This window comes from Pseudomonas sp. Marseille-P9899, assembly GCF_903166565.1.
Classification (GTDB): domain Bacteria; phylum Pseudomonadota; class Gammaproteobacteria; order Pseudomonadales; family Pseudomonadaceae; genus Aquipseudomonas; species Aquipseudomonas huaxiensis.
The window spans coordinates 220,698-236,752 of sequence record NZ_CAESCG010000010.1 but is presented as its reverse complement, the minus strand read 5'-3'; the positions used below and the strand labels follow the sequence as shown (position 1 = coordinate 236,752).

Sequence of the window (16,055 nt, the reverse complement as noted above, 5' to 3'; positions counted from 1 at the left end):
GAGCTCAAGGCGCTGCTGGGCCAGGACCTGCCGACCTTCATGGTGCCGACGCAGTGGCTGTTCCTCGACCAGTTGCCGCTGACGCCGAACGGCAAGCTGGACCGCAAGGCCCTGCCACAGCCGGACAGCACTCAGGCGCAGATCGAGCATGTTGCGCCGGTCAGCGAACTGGAACAGCAACTGGCGGCCATCTGGGCCGATGTGCTGAAAGTCGAGAAGGTTGGCATGCGCGACGACTTCTTCGACCTTGGCGGGCATTCGTTGCTGGCGGTGCAGGTGCTGGCGCGTATCCGTGATCAGTTGCAGTGCGAAATCGCCCTGCGCGAGCTGTTCGAGAAGAGCACCCTGGCCGATCTCTGTGAGGTGGTTGCACAGAAACAGGGCCAGGCGGGCAGTGCGCAGGACGAACTGACTAAATCCCTGGAGGCACTCAAACGTCTTAGTGCAGAGGAAATCGATAATTTGATCGCTTAGCAGGAGACCCAACGTGCAAGAGCTGCTCGACTCTGTGAAATCGCTGTCTGCCCGGGAACGCAAAGCGTTGTCGGTGCTGCTCAAGCGGCAAGGGGTGAATTTGTATGGCGTCACCCCGATTTTCAAACGGGAGGTCGAAGCCAGCTCGGCACTTTCCTATGCCCAACAGCGGCAGTGGTTTCTCTGGCAACTGGAGCCACACAGTGCCGCCTACAACATTCCGGTGGCGCTGCGGCTCAAGGGCGCGCTGGATATCCAGGCGCTGGAGGGCGCTTTCGGCGCCCTGATTGCCCGCCATGAAACCCTGCGCACCTGCTTCCGGCAGGAAGGCGACACTGCGGTGCAGATCGTGCACCCGGCGTCGCCTTTCCTGCTGGCGGTAGAACCGCTGGCCGCCGCCGACCTGGAGGCGCGGGTCGCCGAGGAGTTGCGCCGACCGTTCGATCTCGAACAAGGCCCATTGCTGCGGGTCAGGCTGCTGCGCCTGGGTGAGGAGGAGCATGTCCTGACCCTGGTGCAGCACCATATCGTGTCCGATGGCTGGTCGATGCCGATCATGGTCGATGAGCTGGTGCGCCTGTATGCCGGTCACAGCTGCGGCGAGGCCGTGCACCTGCCTGGGCTGCCGATCCAGTACGCCGACTACGCGATCTGGCAACGCAACTGGATGGAGGCCGGCGAGCAGGAGCGCCAGTTGGGCTATTGGACTGTGCAACTGGGCGGCGAGCAGCCGGTGCTGGACCTGCCGACGGACCGGCCACGGCCGCTGGTGCAGAGCCATGCCGGTGCGCGATTCGATATCGAACTGGCGCCTGAGCTGGCGCAAGCATTGAAGGAGGTTGCGCGACAGCACGGGGTGACGCTGTTCATGCTGTTGCTGGCGTCGTTCCAGACCTTGCTGCACCGCTACAGCGGCCAGGCGGACGTGCGCGTGGGCGTGCCCACCGCCAACCGCAACCGTGCCGAAACCGAAGGGCTGCTCGGCCTCTTCGTCAACACCCAGGTGCTCAAGGCCGAATTCACCCTCGACACCACTTTCAACCAGTTGCTGCAACAGGTGAAGCACACCGCCGTACAGGCCCAGGCCCATCAGGACCTGCCGTTCGAACAGCTTGTGCAAGCGCTGCACCCGGAGCGTGACCTGAGCCGCAGCCCGCTGTTCCAGGTGATGTTCAACCACCAGACCCGCAACCCCGGCCAGGGTCGCACCCTGCCGGGATTGAGCGTCGAGAAGCTGGCGTCGTCGTCGCAGACCGCGCAGTTCGACCTGACCCTGGATACGCTGGAGCACGAAAACGGTGTCGGTGCGGCGATCACGTATGCCACGGCGCTGTTCGATGCCTCGACCATCGAGCGCTTCGCCCGCCACTGGCGCAACCTGCTGCAAGGCATCTGCGCCGATGCCGGGCAGCGTGTGGCGGCCTTGCCGTTGCTGGATGGCGTGGAGCGCCAGCAGATTCTCGTCGAGTGGAACCGCAGCGAGGCCGATTACCCGCGTGAACAGTGTCTGCCGGCGCTGTTCGAAGTCCAGGTACTGGCGACGCCGGATGCAACGGCGCTGGTGCTCGGTGATGCATCCCTGAGTTATGCACAACTGAACTCCCGCGCTAATCAACTGGCCCACAAGCTGCGCGAACTGGGCGTGGGCCCGGACGTGCTGGTGGGCGTGGCGCTGGAGCGCTCGCTGGAAATGGTCATTGGCCTGCTGGCGATCCTCAAGGCCGGTGGCGCGTATGTGCCGCTGGACCCGGATTTCCCGGCGGATCGCTTGGCCTACATGATGGAAGACAGCGGCCTGAAACTGCTGCTGACCCAGTCCTCGCTGTTGGCGCAACTGCCGATTCCTGCTGGCATCGATAACCTGTGCCTGGACCAGGATGGCGACTGGCTGGGCGGCTACGGTCAGGACAACCTGCCTGGCCTCGCAGGCCCATTGAACCTGGCCTACGCCATCTACACCTCCGGCTCCACCGGTTTACCCAAGGGCGTGACGATTCACCATCAGGCGCTGGTCAACTTCCTCTCCAGCATGGCCGATCAGCCGGGCATCACTGGCAACGACCGGGTCCTGCAACTGACCTCGCTGTCCTTCGATATCGCCGGTCTTGAGCTGTACCTGCCGCTGTTGCGCGGCGCCGCAGTGGTATTGCTGAACACTCATCAGAACAAAGACCCGCAAGCCCTGCTGAACGTGATTGCCCAGCAGAGCGTGACGGTAATCCAGGCCACGCCTTCGAGCTGGCGGATGATCCTCGACGCGACACCGGCTGGCGCGCTCAACGGCAAGACCATCCTCTGCGGCGGCGAAGCGCTCAGTGCCGAGCTGGCGCAGCGTTTGATCGAACAGGCCGGACATGTGTGGAACGTCTACGGCCCGACCGAGACCACCATCTGGTCGGCCCGCCATTACCTCACTGAAAGCGACGATATCTGGCTGGGCAAACCGCTGGCCAACACCACGCTGCATATCATCAGCGACGATATCGACGTGCTGCCAGTAGGCGCCCGTGGCGAGTTGCTGATTGGCGGCGACGGCCTGGCCCGTGGTTATCACCGCCGGCCTTCGCTGACCGCGGAGCGCTTTATCCCCGATGCGTTCTCCAGCAATGGCGGCCGCCTGTACCGCACCGGCGACCTGGCGCGTTATCACGCCGACGGTGTGATCGAATACGCCGGCCGTCTCGACCATCAAGTGAAGATTCGCGGTTTCCGCATCGAGCTGGGCGAGATCGAGGCGCGGCTGCTGGAGCATCCGGCGGTGCATGAGGCGGTGGTGATCGATGTCGACGTGGACGGCATCAAGCAACTGGCCGCCTGGCTGGTCGCCAGCGACAGCAGCGCCAGCACCGACGCTTTGCGCGCCGAACTCAAGGCCCATCTGAAAGCCAGCCTGCCGGATTACATGGTGCCGAGCCACCTGGTGTGGTTGGAAAAAATGCCCCAGACCCCCAACGGCAAGCTGGACCGCAAGGCCCTGCCGAAACCCGATGCCAGCCAGGCCCAGGCCGTTTATGAACCGCCGCGCACCGAGCGCGAGCAGCGTCTGGCGCAGATCTGGGCTGAGGTGCTGAAGGTCGAGCGGGTTGGCCTCAAGGACAACTTCTTCGCCCTGGGCGGGCATTCGCTGCTGGTAATCAGCGTTGTTGGCAAGATCCGCGAAGCGTTCGCTATCAGCATCAGCCTGCACGACTTTCTACTGCTGGAAACCTTCGAGGACCTGGCGGACTTCGTCAGCGCGGGTGAGCGGCGGGTGAGCAAACCGGTGATCAGCATGAACAGCGGCGGCAGCGACAAGGCCCCGTTGTTCTGCCTGCCGCCGGGCGGTGGTGGCACCTACGCCTACTACCCGCTGGCCGGGCACTTGAGCGGCAAGCGCAGCGTGCTGGGGGTGGTCAACAAGAGTCACGTGGTGCCGGGCTGGTTTGAAACCTCCTGGGACGGGATGGTGGCGTATTACGTGGAGCAGATCAGGCAAGCCCGGCCCCGCGGCCCTTATCACCTGCTGGGCTGGTCGCTCGGCGGTGCGCTGGCGATGGACGTGGCGCACGCGCTGGAGTCGGCGGGTGAGCAGGTCGGCTTCCTCGGGTTGATCGACAGTTTTCTGCCAACGGAGGCAAGCGGAGCGGCTGCGCAGGTTGTGGCGCCTGCCGAGGTGAAGCCTGAAGGTCCATGGGATGGCCTGGTGAAGAGTCTGTTGGCCTTTGCCCCGGGTATTGGCGAACCGACGGTGCTGGGCTTGATCGAGGAAGCGACGGCACGTTATTCCGATTCGCCGGAGGCTACCGACTGGGTGATTGACCGGGTCGCCGAACAGAGCGGTGCGTCCCCCGAGGCGCTGCGTGCCGTGCACCGGGATATCGCCGTACAGGCCGAGATTGCCGGTGGCTATCAACTGCTCGGCGTGAACATGGCCCTGGCCCGTTCATTTGCCCTGAAGCCGCTGAAGGCCGTGCCGCAGTGCTGGTGGGCGGGCGCGAGCCGCAATGCCGGGCAGGTCGAGGCCGATGAAGCCTTGCTGCGCGACGCCTGTGCGGTGAATGGACTGTGGTCCGAGACGCTGCCGGGGCAGAAACACGATGATGTGATCCTGAGTCCGGCGTTGCTGGAGAGCTTGATGCGGCGGCTGGAAGGGCGTGAATAATTGAGTGATGGCGGGCGCTGCTTGTGCGGCGCCCGTTCTTGAGGGCACTAAAGCCCTCCAGGCAGATACAAAAAAAGGCCAGTCGGTAAACCGACTGGCCTTTTCTTTCTTCACGCGTCTGTCACAACCCGATCAGAAATCTCCGCGCAGGGTCAGCATGTAGCTGCGCGGTGCGCCGAAGATATTGCCGCGGTCAATCGCCGGTGCAGAGATGTAGTAGCGGCGATCGAACAGGTTTTCGCCGTTGACCGCGACGCTCCAGTGCTGGTCCAGCTTGTAGGCGACGCGCGCGTCCCAGATGGCGCGACCACCGTCGCCGAACTCCACGCCGTTGGTCTTGTTGCTGAAGCCCGATTGCGCGGAAACACCAACGCCAGCGGACACGCGGTTCCACTCGGCGGGCAGGGTGTACATGGTGCTCACGCGGGCCATGTGTTTAGGGGTGTCGGTGGTCAGCGGCGAGGCGGAGCTGCTGCTGGTCATGTTGTAGGTGTAGCCACCCATGACTTGCAGGCCCGGCAGGACTTCACCGCTGGCTTCGAGGTCGACGCCCTTGCTGCGCTGGGTGGTGACGTTGAAGTAGCAAGTGCCGGAAACGTCGTTGGACGGGCAACGGCCGCGGTTGGCGACGTCTTCGCCCAGCACATCTTCTTGCTTGATGTAGAACAGCGCCATCGACACGTTCAGTTGCTTGTCGAACAGTTCGCCCTTGATACCGGTTTCATAGTTGGTACCGACGGCTGGATCCAGCGGCGAGCCACTCACGCTGCGGTAGTTGGCCTGGGGTTTGAAGATGTCGGCGTAGCTGGCGTACCAGGACCAGTTTTCGTTGATGTCATAGATCAGGCCGGCGAACGGGGTGAATTCGTGGGTCTGCTTGTTCTCGTAGTCGCCGGTACCGATCTTGTCGTTGTAGTCGTAGTCGTACCAGCTCAGGCGGGTACCCAGGATCAGGCTCAATGGCTCGCTCAGGTGGATGCGGGTGTTGGCGAAGATGCCTTTGCGTTCTTCGGTGTATTCGTTGATTTGCGACCAGGCCGGGCGTGCCGGTTTGACCAGCGCATCATGGTTCACGTCGAACACGTTGACCGGGGTATTGACGATGCCAGCGGTTACCACGCCGCGCTTGGTGCCGGCGGTCTGTTTCGACCAGCTGGCGCCCACCGTGACCTGGTGCGTCAGGCCGAAGGCATCGAAGTTGCCTTCCACGAAGCTGTCGACACCGTTGCCCTTCACGCTGACGTCGCGGAATTCCACGCCCCGCCAGGTCGCACCAGAATTGGTAACCGGGTTGATGCCGATCGGTGAACCCAGGGCCTGGGCATAAGGGACGAGCGAGGCGAAATCACCTTCGGTATGGATCAGCGTGGTTTTGCTGGTCCAGCTGTCGTTGAAGCGGTGGGTGAGTTCGGCGAAGGCTTCGTCGGTTTCGCTGTCTTTGTAGGCCCAGTTCTGGCTGAGAGTGGTGGAGCGGGAGATGTCCAGCGAGTTGCCGTTGTTGTAGCGCGGCAGGTCGTAGATGGAGTAGCCGTTCATGTTGCTTTTCTGACGGCGCACGCTCAGCGCGACGGTGGTGTCTTCCGACAGGTCGCCTTCGACGATGCCGTAGAGCAGCGGCGTCTGGGTGTCCTGGCCATCCAGGTAGCTGCCGCGGTCTTCATAGGCGGCGACCACGCGACCGCGCAGGGTGCCTTCGTCGTTGAGGCGGCCGCTGCCGTCCAGGTCCATGCGGTAGTTGTCCCAGGAACCGGCACGGGTGGTGATGGAGAACTGCGGTTCCGAGGTCGGGCGCTTGCGCACCAGGTTGATCGCACCGCCCGGGCTGCCTGCACCGACCAGCAGGCCGGAGGCGCCGCGCAGCACCTCGACGCGGTCGTAGAAGGCCATGTCCAGCGGCATCCAGGCGGTGAGGTTGTAGCTCTGGCCAGGAATGCCATCCATCATGAAGGCTTCTTCGCCCAGCACGAAACCGCGGGACTGGTACTGGTGCGAGCCGAAGTTGCGCTGGGTGAACGACAGGCCCGGGGTCTTGGCGAGCACCTGGTCCAGGGTGTTGAGGTTTTTGTCGTCCATCAGTTTGCGGGTGATGATCGACACCGACTGCGGGGTTTCCCGCAGTGAGTGCGCGCCTTTGCCGATGGTGACCGCGCCGGTGGTGTAGGAACCGGTGTTCTCGGTGGTAGTACCCAAGGCGTGGGAGTTGATCGAGGTCGGGGCCAGGTTGACCGACGCCGATGAATCATTTGCCGAGAGGGTCAGGGTGTCGCCCTGCACGCTGTAGGACAGCCCCGAGCCACCGAGCAGTTTGCCGGCGGCCTGTTGCGGGGTCAGGCGACCTTGTACCGCGCTGCTGGTCTTGCCACGCACGTCTTCAGTGCTGAACAGCACCTGCAGATTGGCTTGGCGCCCCAACTCACTTAAGGCACCCGCCAATGGCTGTGCCGGGATGTTGAACTCCACTTCCTGAGCCTGTACCTGGGCGGCGATCGGCAGGGTAAGTGCCAGGCCGATTGCGGCGAGCGAAGGCTTGGCGCGGAAGGCGCGGCTCATCAGCAGGGCTTTGCTCAGTGGCGTAAGTCGGGGCGTTGTGTGCATGGAAGGAAAACTCGTTCTAATGGTTGTGTGTCGGGATGGGCGACGGCCGTCGCGGCTGCGGCTCGTTGGCAGTAAGTGCTCTGCAGGCAGGCCGAAGCCCAGGCACTTTTCTTGAGGTCGAGCGCGTTTCGTCGTTGAAGAGAACGAGTTGCACCTGCATGGATTTAACGGAATTTTCACTTTCTGAGAGATCATGAAAAATCGTCGGAAATCTGCGCTTTTAAAGAGGTTCGCTGTTTTTATGGCGCTTTTTTACTGGCGCAGGAAGGCTGCTGGGGCGAGGGCCTCAGCAGCTCTGGAGGAAGGCAAAAAGGCAGGGTAGGGCGGCTCAGAAATCGCCGCGCAGGGTGGCCATGTAGCTGCGGGGATCGCCGAACAGATTGCCGCGATCGAGGGCATTGGCGGAGTAGTAGTACTTGCGGTCCAGCAGGTTTTCTCCGCTCAGGCCGAGGGTCCAGTGTTCGTCCAGTTTCCATGAGACTCGCGCATCCCAGATCGCCCGCCCCGGTGAGCCATAGTTCTGGTTCGGGCTGTTGTTCCAGGAATAACCGGACTGCGCCGAGACGCCGCCGCCCACCGTCAGCCGGTTCCACTCGCCGGGCAGGGTGTAGCTGGTCGTCAGCCGTGCCAGGTGTTTCGGGGTTTCGTTGGAGACCGGGCCGCCGGCACTGCTGTGGGTCGTGTTGAAGGTGTAGCCCGCCATCACCTGCAGCCCCGGCAGGACTTCACCACTGACTTCGAAGTCGACGCCGCGGCTGCGTTGGGTGATGCCATTGACGTAGCAAGTGCCGGTGGGGTCGTTGGTCAGGCATTTGTCGAGGCTGGCCGTGTCGAGGGCGGCCACGTCGTCCTGACGGATAAAGAACAGCGCCAGCGACAGGTTCACCCGCTTGTCCAGCAACTCGCCCTTGATCCCGGTTTCGTAGTTGGTGCCCACTGCCGGGTCGAGGGTCGAACCGCTGGAGGTGCGATAGACGCTTTGTGGCTGGTAGATGTCGGCGTAGCTGGCGTACCAGGACCATTGCTCATCGAGGTCATAGATCAGGCCGGCGAAAGGCGTCAGCCGGTGATCCTGGCGGGCGGTGAAGTCGCCGCTGGCAAGCTTGTAGTTGAAATCGTATTTGTACCAACTGAGCCGTGTGCCCAGTACCAGGGTCAGGGGTTCGGCGAGGCGCAGGCGGGCGTTGGCGTAAACACCGCTGCGCTGGTCCACCGACTGGTTGATCGAGGTCCAGGCGGGGCGTTCTGGCCTGGCGAAGGCATGGTGATCGACGTCGAAGATATCCACAGGTACGTTCACGGCCACCGGTACACGTTTTTCCAGAACGTCCTGGCGGGACCAGTTCGCGCCGAGGGTGATCTGCTGCGGCAGGTCGAACCACTCGAAGTGGCCTTCGACATGGCTGTCCACGCCGGTGCTGTCGATGTCGGTGTGGCGGAACTCAACGCCCCTGAACGCTGTTCCGCTCTGGGTAATCGGGTCCACTGCGCCGCGGGCATAGGCCACTGCCAGGTTGAAGCTGCCCTGGGAGTGGATCACCGAGGTTGTGGCGCTCCAGTCGTCGTTGAAGCGATGGGTGAGTTCGGTGAAGGCTTCAGTGACCTCGGCTTCGTGTTCGTTCCAGTCCTGAACCAGCGCGGTGGAGCGGGAGATGTCCAGGGAACTGCCGTCTTTGTAGCGCGGCAGCCCATAGATCGAGTAGCCCTTGAACTGTCCAGACTGGTAGCGAAGGCTGCCGGTCAGGACGGTGTCGTCGTCGAGGTCGGCGTCCACGATGCCGTACAGCAGCGGTTGCGTGGATTTCTTCTCATCGATGTAGGAGCCCTTGTCCTCATAGGCGGTGATAAAGCGTCCGCGCAGCGTGCCTTCTTCATTGAGCTTGCCGCTGCCATCCAGATCGAGCCGGTAGCCATCCCATGAGCCAGCGCGGGACATGACCGTGAGCCGCGGCTCGGCGGTGGGGCGCTTGCGCACCAGGTTCACCGCGCCGCCCGGGTTGCCGGGGCCGATAAGCAGCCCCGAGGCGCCGCGCAGCACTTCGACACGGTCATAGATGGCCATGTCCACCGGCAGCCAGGCGGTGATGTTGTAGGCCTGACCGGAAATCCCGTCCATCAGGTAACTCTCGTCCCCCAGCACGAACCCGCGCGACTGGTAGAGATGAGAGCCGAAATTACGCTGGCCGAAGGTCATGCCCGGCGTCTGCGCCAGCACCTGGTCGAGGCTGGTGAGGTGCCAGTCGTCCATCAATTGACGGGTCATGACGGTCACCGACTGAGGGGTTTCCCGCAGGGTCTGTGTCGATTTGCCAAGGGTCACCGCCGAGGCGGCATACGACCGGGTGAATTCGCTGGTGGCATCAAGCGGCTCGGCGCTGATCGAAGTGGGCGCCATGTCCAGTACCGTGGGACCGGCGGCCGGGCCCAGGGTCAGGGTGTCACCCTGCAGGCTGTAGTCGAGGCTGCAGTTTTTCAGCAACAGGCGGGCGGCCTGTTCGGGAGAGTAGCGGCCACGTAACGCCGGGCTGACGTCGCCCTGAATCTGCTCCGGGTTGACCAGCACTTGCAGGTCACTTTGCCGCCCCCACTCCTGCAGGGCACTCCACAAGGGTTGCGCAGGAATGTTGAAGTCCTTTTCCGCAGCGTGAACCTGAGTGTTCTGCGACAGGGCAAGGAGCGAAACGGCGGCTGTCAGGGCGGGTTTCCTTACCCGCAGGACGAGCTTCAGCAGTAACGCAAAGGAAGATGAGGAGGGTCGGGATGCCAAAGAAAATGATATCCATTTGTGTGGAGTATCACATTCTGGCATGTGATGGCACTTGCCTACCACCACCCCCTCCGGCAACCGGTCTGAAAGGCGCGAGCGCCAGGTTAACTGCAGTTGTCAGGCGGGCATTGCCTGCTCTTCCACCTGCTCGACCCTGATCCGTCCACCTTCCATTCGGACGAGTTGATCTGCAATCGGGAAATACCGGTCATCGTGGGAGATGACGATGATGGTCTTGCCTTGCTGTTTCAGCTCCGGCAGCAGCTCGGTGTAGAACACCCGGCGGAAGGCCGGGTCCTGATCGGCGGCCCATTCGTCGAACACCAGCAACTGGCGTTCGTCCAGCCAGGCGCTGATCAGCGCCAGGCGCTTGCGCTGGCCGGTGGACAGGTCGGTGGTGGTGAACGCGCCGTCGCGGATGCTGACTTTGTGGGCGATATCCAGGCGCTCCAGGTATTTCGCGGCATCGCCGGTCAGCGGCGCGTCCCCCGGCAGCGGATCGTCGAACAGGTAGTAGTCGGCGAAGATGGTGGTGAACAACTGGCGGTAGTCGTCCAGTTCCTCCGGTTGCAGCACCTCGCCGTTAAGCAGGGTTTCGCCCTGTTGCGGGGTGTACAGGCCGAGCAGCAGCTTGATCAGGGTGGTCTTGCCGCCGCCGTTCTCGCCGACGATGAACACGATGTCGCCCTGCTTGATGCTCAGGTTGATCGGGCCGAGGTGGAAGGACTCGCTGCCTTCCACCGGCGGGTAGTCGTAGCGCACGTTGCGCAGTTCCAGGGTCTGCATGTTCTGCAGGGCAGAAGGGCGGTCGCTGACCAGCAGGTGCGGTTCCGGCGAGGAGAACTTCCACGACAGCTCCGCGATCCGACCCAGGGCGATCTTGGCCCGGGAGATGATTGGCATGGCGGTGACCAGTCGCTCCAGCGGGCCTTTCATGTAGAGCATCACCAGCACGAAACCGCCCAGCACGGTTTTTTCCGCCGCCGGCCACAGGGCCTGGAAGGCGACAGCCATCCCGATCACGGCGAAGAACAGCATCGAACCGAAGGTCTCGGCGCTGACGAAGATATTGGCCGCGCGGATGTTCGAGGTGCAGATGCGTTCGGTGGTGGTGAAGATCTTTTCATCCAGCATGTGCTGGCGGCGACGGCGCTGGATGCGCAGTTCCTTGGCGCCGGCCGACAGTGCCTGGTAGTGCTTCTGCAACTCGTCTTCGCCGTCGCGGGCCGCGAGGATGCTGCGCATGCCGGCCTTGTGCGCCAGGTACTGGGCGCCGCTGCCGATCGCCACGGTGACCAGGGTCAGCAACAGGATCTGCCACGAGAGGAATGCCAGGTAACTCAGGCAGCCGAGGGTCACGGTAAAGGCGATCACCATCGGCGCCACCGACAGGGCGAAGTTGCTCAGGGTGGTGACGTCATTGAGCAGCACCGGAATCAGCCGGTGCGAGCGATAGCGCTCGAGTTGCTCGATCGGCGCCACCAGCACCTTGGCCGCCAGTTCGCGGCGCAGGTTGGCCACGACCCGTTGGCCGACCTTGTTGCTCAACAGGCTCGACAGCGTGGAGCAGGCGAGGGTGAGCACCAGCAGACCGGCAAACATCAGGGCTGAATTGACGTTCGGCCCGCCGTCCTGGGTCATGGCGTTGTTGAGGGTGGCCAGCAGGCCGGTGACGCTCAGGCCGCTGACGATCCCCAGCACAGTGGAGAGCACCACCAGCCACCAGTACGGCTTGAGGATGCGCAGGGTTTCCCCGGTCAGGTTTTCGGTTTTGAGCGTCATGCGGTGGTCTCTCGGGTCGCTGAGGGTTTTTGCCGTCAGGGAGAGGACGAGGTGCAACAGAGGAAATTTAAAGGGTGGAGAAGCCCTGCCATCTGTCGGACAGATGAATTCTGTCGCTGATTCACCGACGGGCGGTTTCAGTGACTCGCCATGTGTTGCACAATAGGCGCCGTTTCTCCCCTCCAGGATTTGCAATGTCAAAGTCAACCGTCCTCGGTGCGCTCGGGCTGGCCCTTGTGCTGGCGGGTGTCGCCGGCTGTTCCTCGAAGAAAGCCGCTGTCTACGAACACGAGAATTTCGATGATTCCGGGACCTTCTCCCGCAGCTTCCCGGTCAGCGAGTCCGGCTCCTGCGAAGCGGCCCGTCGCGCGTTGCTGAGCCAGGGCTACATCATCACCTCCAGCGACAAAGGCCAGGTCAACGGCAACAAAAGCTTCCAGCAGACTGGCGATAGCCACCTGCAGATCACCTTCAACGTGGTTTGCGCCAACGACATGAGCGGCGCACAGCGCTCGACCATGTTCGCCAACGCCCTGCAGGACCGCTACGCGCTGAAGAAGTCCAACACCTCGGCGAGCCTGGGTGTCGGTGTGCTTGGCTCGGTGTCGATGCCGATCGGCTCGTCCGACGACTCCATGGTCAAGGTGGCCAGCGAGACGGTGACCTCGACCCAGTTCTACGACCGTTACTTCGCCCTGGTGGAAAGCTTCCTGCCCAAGCCGACCAAGAAGAAGGCCGTGGCGCCTGAAGCTATCGCGCCTGAAGCCGCTGCTCCAGCCAAGCCAGCCGTCGAGCTGGGCGTGCCGGAAATGCCTGCCGCCGCCGCGCCTACCGCCCAGGCCGCCGCGCCGGAAGCCGCGTCCGTACCGGTCGCTGCACCGGTGGTGGAAACCCAGGCCGCGCCGCTGATCGATGACAGCAAAGGCTCGCAGCCTATCGCGCCGCCTGCCGAGGCCGCGCCGATCAACGCCGAGCCGGTTGTTGCGCCAGTCGTGACCGAAACTGCGGCCCCGGCCACTAGCGTACCGACCTCGGAAACGCCACCCGCCCCGACCAGCGGCGAAACGCCCGCAGCCCTCTAGCCCGGGATAAATCCTGTAACACCTGCTACGTTTATTTTCCTACACGATGTTGTCATTTTTTCTTCACCGGTGCACTTTAGGGTGAACCTTGAACCAGAGATGAACAGACCGAAACGGAGCAGGTGAAAATGGACGATTACCAGGAAGAACTTCTCGAATACCAAGCCTTCGAACTGGACCCACCAGAGCCAGCCGATGATGCTACCGAGCTTTGAACAGCGTCCTGAGCGGTATGACGCGGGGATTGAAATGAAAGGGCCAGTGTTTTTGCACTGGCCTTTTTTTGTTTGGTTGTAGCTGAATGGTGGGGACGGTGATCTTTGGATTTTGGCTTTGGTCTTGCGAGCTTATCCATTCGATGCTGCGGCGCTGCCGGCCCCTTCCGCCTTTACGGCGGGTCCTTTTGTCTTGGCAAAATGGACGAAAACCGCTGGCTCCTGCATCCGGCCCTACGCTGTGCTCCGGGTCCCCTCCCTCCGGTGTCTTGCGGGGCCACGCGGCCTACGACTTGCTTCGCAAGTCTACATCTCGCGTCTTCGGCTACGCCGAAGGGTGCTGCGCACCTGCCCCTTCAGACACCTCCACTCGGCCTTCTGACGTCGCAATTTGTGTCGTCTGGACTTTCGCGCACGAAGATCAAGAGCGCCTTGGGGCGCGCCTGTTAGTTAGATTTTGATTTCGAAGATCCGTCATCACAGACGCCGCCCGTAACTTCGCGACTTCAGGAGGCCGAGCGGAGGTGCCTGTAGGGGCAGTGCGCAGCACCTTCGGCGCAGCCGAAGACGCGAGATGTAGACTTGCGAAGCGAGTCGTAGGCCGCGTGGCCCCGAAAGGCGCCGGAGGGAGGGGACCCGAAGCGCAGCGTAGGGCCGTATGTGGGAGCGAGCGGTTTTGCCAACTTTTCCCAAGCAGAAAAGTTGGCCGCCGTAAAGGCGGAAGGGGCCGGCAGCCTCGCCAAATCAAATGGATAAGTCCACAAACCAAACCGTCAGACGCTGATCTTTTCCGACCGCCGCTGACTCCGCCGAAACTCCCCCGGTGTCACCCCGCTCCAGCGCTTGAACGCCCTCTGAAATGCCTCCGCCGAAGCAAACCCCAGCAGATAGGCAATCTCGCCAAACGCCAGTTCGGTATCGCGGATATAACTCATGGCCAGGTCACGACGGGTGTCGTTGAGAATGGCGCGAAACTGGGTGCCTTCTTCGGCGAGTTTGCGCCGTAGTGTCCAGGTCGGCAGTTGCAGGCGCCGCGCCACTTCTTCCAGGTCCGGCTCCCGCCCGCCGTTGAGCAGCGGCCCGAGCAGGTGGGCGATGCGTTCGCCGAGGCTGCGGATGCGGGTGCGTTCCAGCAGTTCCTGTTCGCAGAGTTGCAGCAGGTGCTGCCAGGTGCTGGGGCAATGCGCGGGGTTGCGCAGTTCCAGCACCGCGCGGCTCAACCGCAACTGGTTGGTCTGGGCGCCAAACTGCACCGGCGCCAGGCTGAGCGCTTGATAGCTCTCGGCGTAGGCCGGGACATCGAACTCGATTTCGATCCGCTCGGCCTGCAGCGGCTGGCCGGCCAGGCCCGAAAGTTGCGCCAGCCAGCCGGACAGCAGCGAATCCACCACAAAACGGTTGTAGGCGTTGTACGGGCTGATGGAATAGAAACGCAGCCAGGCGCCATGACTGTCTTCCTCGAAACTCGACTGGCCGCGGTAGTTGGCGGCGTACAGCGGTTCGAAGCGCAGCAATGTGCGCGCCGCTTCGCCCACGTTGGGCGCCTGGGCCGCGGTCACGCCGGCCAGCCCCGCCTGACCCAGCCGGCTCAGGCGTCCCATATGCAGACCCAGCGCCGGCTCGCGGGATTGTTCGATGGCGGCGTGGCCGAGGTGCATGTAGCGCGGAATCGATAGCCGCGCGCCGGGTTCGGCCAGACGCTGCGGGGTCAGGCCATAGCGCTCCAGCAACGGCGCAGGGTTCTGGCCGCGTTCGGTTAGCGCCTGTTCCAGGTTCTGGATAAAGCCGACCGAAAGGTCACCCAGACGTACCCGTGGCCGGCTCACGGACCTACAGCCACAGGTTCAGCAGCCGTGCGCCATGGCCAGCACTGGCAAGGTGCAGGCCATTGAGGTTGGCGAAGCCCAGGCCTTCGCCGCGGACCTCCCAGAACTGCCCACGCAGGAACACGCTCATGCTGGCGATCCCGGCCGGTACACCGTCGGAACTCAGGCGATACCAGGCCTGATCCTCGCTGACTTCGCCCGGCTTGAGGCTCAGGTCAGCGGCCAGCGGTTGATGGCGGTTACCGCGCCAGGGCCCGGCCCAGGCGCCCTTGCCATCGACGAATGCCGGGTTGGCGATGATCTGTGCGTGCTGGCCAGCCAGTTGCTGGTAGTTGGACGGGTACCAGGCATCGCTGCCGACCAGTACGCCGAGGCGCCCAGCCGGAGTGTCCAGGACTTGCGGCGGATATGCGGTGCCCGGCTCGATAAAGCGCCGGGTGCTGCCGTCCGGGTACTGCTGGCGTTGCGGCTGACCGAGCACGGAACCGTCGCCGGCAAACACCAGGCTGCTGTTGTACAGGGCACCGGAACCGGCACGCAGGATGCCGTGGTCTAGGTACGGCTCGGGCAGCACGATGGAACCGGCCACCAGTGTCACGCCGAATTCCTTGGCCAACCCGCCGAACAGTTGCTGGTAATCGGCGGCCATCTGCCCGGCCTTCATCCGCAGGTGGGCGTCGGCGCGGCGGTCGTCGCCTTGCGCCGCGACCATCGCCAGGCCGTAGCGCAGCGGGTTGCTCAGTTCCAGCCACTGGCGCGCCTCGCGCAGGTGGGTGACCTGGTACATCTCTTTTTTCTCGCCACGGGCCCAGAGCCAGGTGCCGATATGCTCGGGCAGGATCACAACGGTGCGCTCATTGACCAGGCCCTGGACCCGCGCTTGCTCCAGATAGGCGGCGAGTTTGCGGTGCAGGCGGGTGAGGTTCTGGTAGTCACCGGGGTAGAGCAGCGGCTCGATGCCGAGCAGGTTGCCCTGGCCGCTGGGAATGCCTTCGCTCAGCGCGAGCTCGATCCGCAGATCGGACAGGTAATGACCTTCGGGGCGCTGCTCGGCCCAGATCAGGTAGCCGCCAAGGGCGGCGAGGAGAACAAGCGCCAGGGCGCCTGACAGAAGTTTTCGCATGTGGCGGACAAGGCCGGGTAAGAATTCGGACACTAGGTTAGTCGTCCCGG

At 63.3% G+C, this 16,055-nt stretch carries 7 protein-coding genes and 1 pseudogene; 3 read left to right on the top strand and 5 right to left on the bottom strand.

What is annotated here, in order from left to right:
- Positions 1-474, top strand: a 474-nt coding sequence (locus tag HWV67_RS30115; RefSeq protein WP_175653860.1) for a phosphopantetheine-binding protein, incomplete at its 5' end; no start/stop codon positions are given.
- Positions 475-625: 151 nt separating this feature from the next.
- Positions 626-4,615, top strand: a pseudogene (locus tag HWV67_RS30110) (amino acid adenylation domain-containing protein); the annotation flags it as partial.
- 132 nt (positions 4,616-4,747) lie between these two features.
- Here the strand turns inward: HWV67_RS30110 and HWV67_RS30105 are convergent.
- The 3 genes from HWV67_RS30105 to HWV67_RS30095 form a co-directional block, all read right to left on the bottom strand.
- The gene (locus HWV67_RS30105) at positions 4,748-7,210 is read right to left on the bottom strand and encodes a TonB-dependent siderophore receptor (RefSeq protein ID WP_175653858.1); all 2,463 of its coding nucleotides are present in this window, start codon (positions 7,208-7,210) and stop codon (positions 4,748-4,750) included.
- A gap of 328 nt (positions 7,211-7,538) precedes the next feature.
- Entirely contained in the window at positions 7,539-9,938 is a 2,400-nt protein-coding gene (locus HWV67_RS30100; RefSeq protein WP_371929358.1) for a TonB-dependent siderophore receptor, read from the bottom strand.
- Positions 9,939-10,094: 156 nt separating this feature from the next.
- A complete protein-coding gene (locus tag HWV67_RS30095; protein ID WP_175653856.1) occupies positions 10,095-11,759 on the bottom strand; it encodes a cyclic peptide export ABC transporter in 1,665 nt (554 codons plus the stop codon).
- Positions 11,760-11,953: 194 nt separating this feature from the next.
- Between HWV67_RS30095 and HWV67_RS30090 the strand changes: the two genes are divergently transcribed.
- Complete coding sequence (locus HWV67_RS30090; RefSeq protein ID WP_175653855.1) at positions 11,954-12,841, top strand: DUF2242 domain-containing protein; 888 nt, start codon at positions 11,954-11,956, stop codon at positions 12,839-12,841.
- Between the two features lie 988 nt (positions 12,842-13,829).
- Here the strand turns inward: HWV67_RS30090 and HWV67_RS30085 are convergent.
- Together HWV67_RS30085 and HWV67_RS30080 are read right to left on the bottom strand one after the other, a co-directional pair.
- The gene (locus HWV67_RS30085) at positions 13,830-14,882 is read right to left on the bottom strand and encodes an AraC family transcriptional regulator (protein ID WP_175653854.1); all 1,053 of its coding nucleotides are present in this window, start codon (positions 14,880-14,882) and stop codon (positions 13,830-13,832) included.
- A 4-nt stretch (positions 14,883-14,886) separates the two neighbouring features.
- Complete coding sequence (locus HWV67_RS30080) at positions 14,887-16,005, bottom strand: carbon-nitrogen hydrolase family protein (protein WP_175653853.1); 1,119 nt, start codon at positions 16,003-16,005, stop codon at positions 14,887-14,889.
- Between the last annotated feature and the right edge of the window lie 50 nt (positions 16,006-16,055).

Excerpts from the sequence above, each read along its gene's own strand:
- HWV67_RS30105 (WP_175653858.1), bottom strand. The coding sequence starts at position 7,210 with ATGCACACAACGCCCCGACTTACGCCACTGAGCAAAGCCCTGCTGATG.
- HWV67_RS30090 (WP_175653855.1), top strand. The coding sequence starts at position 11,954 with ATGTCAAAGTCAACCGTCCTCGGTGCGCTCGGGCTGGCCCTTGTGCTG.
- HWV67_RS30095 (WP_175653856.1), bottom strand. The coding sequence starts at position 11,759 with ATGACGCTCAAAACCGAAAACCTGACCGGGGAAACCCTGCGCATCCTC.
- HWV67_RS30080 (WP_175653853.1), bottom strand. The coding sequence starts at position 16,005 with ATGCGAAAACTTCTGTCAGGCGCCCTGGCGCTTGTTCTCCTCGCCGCC.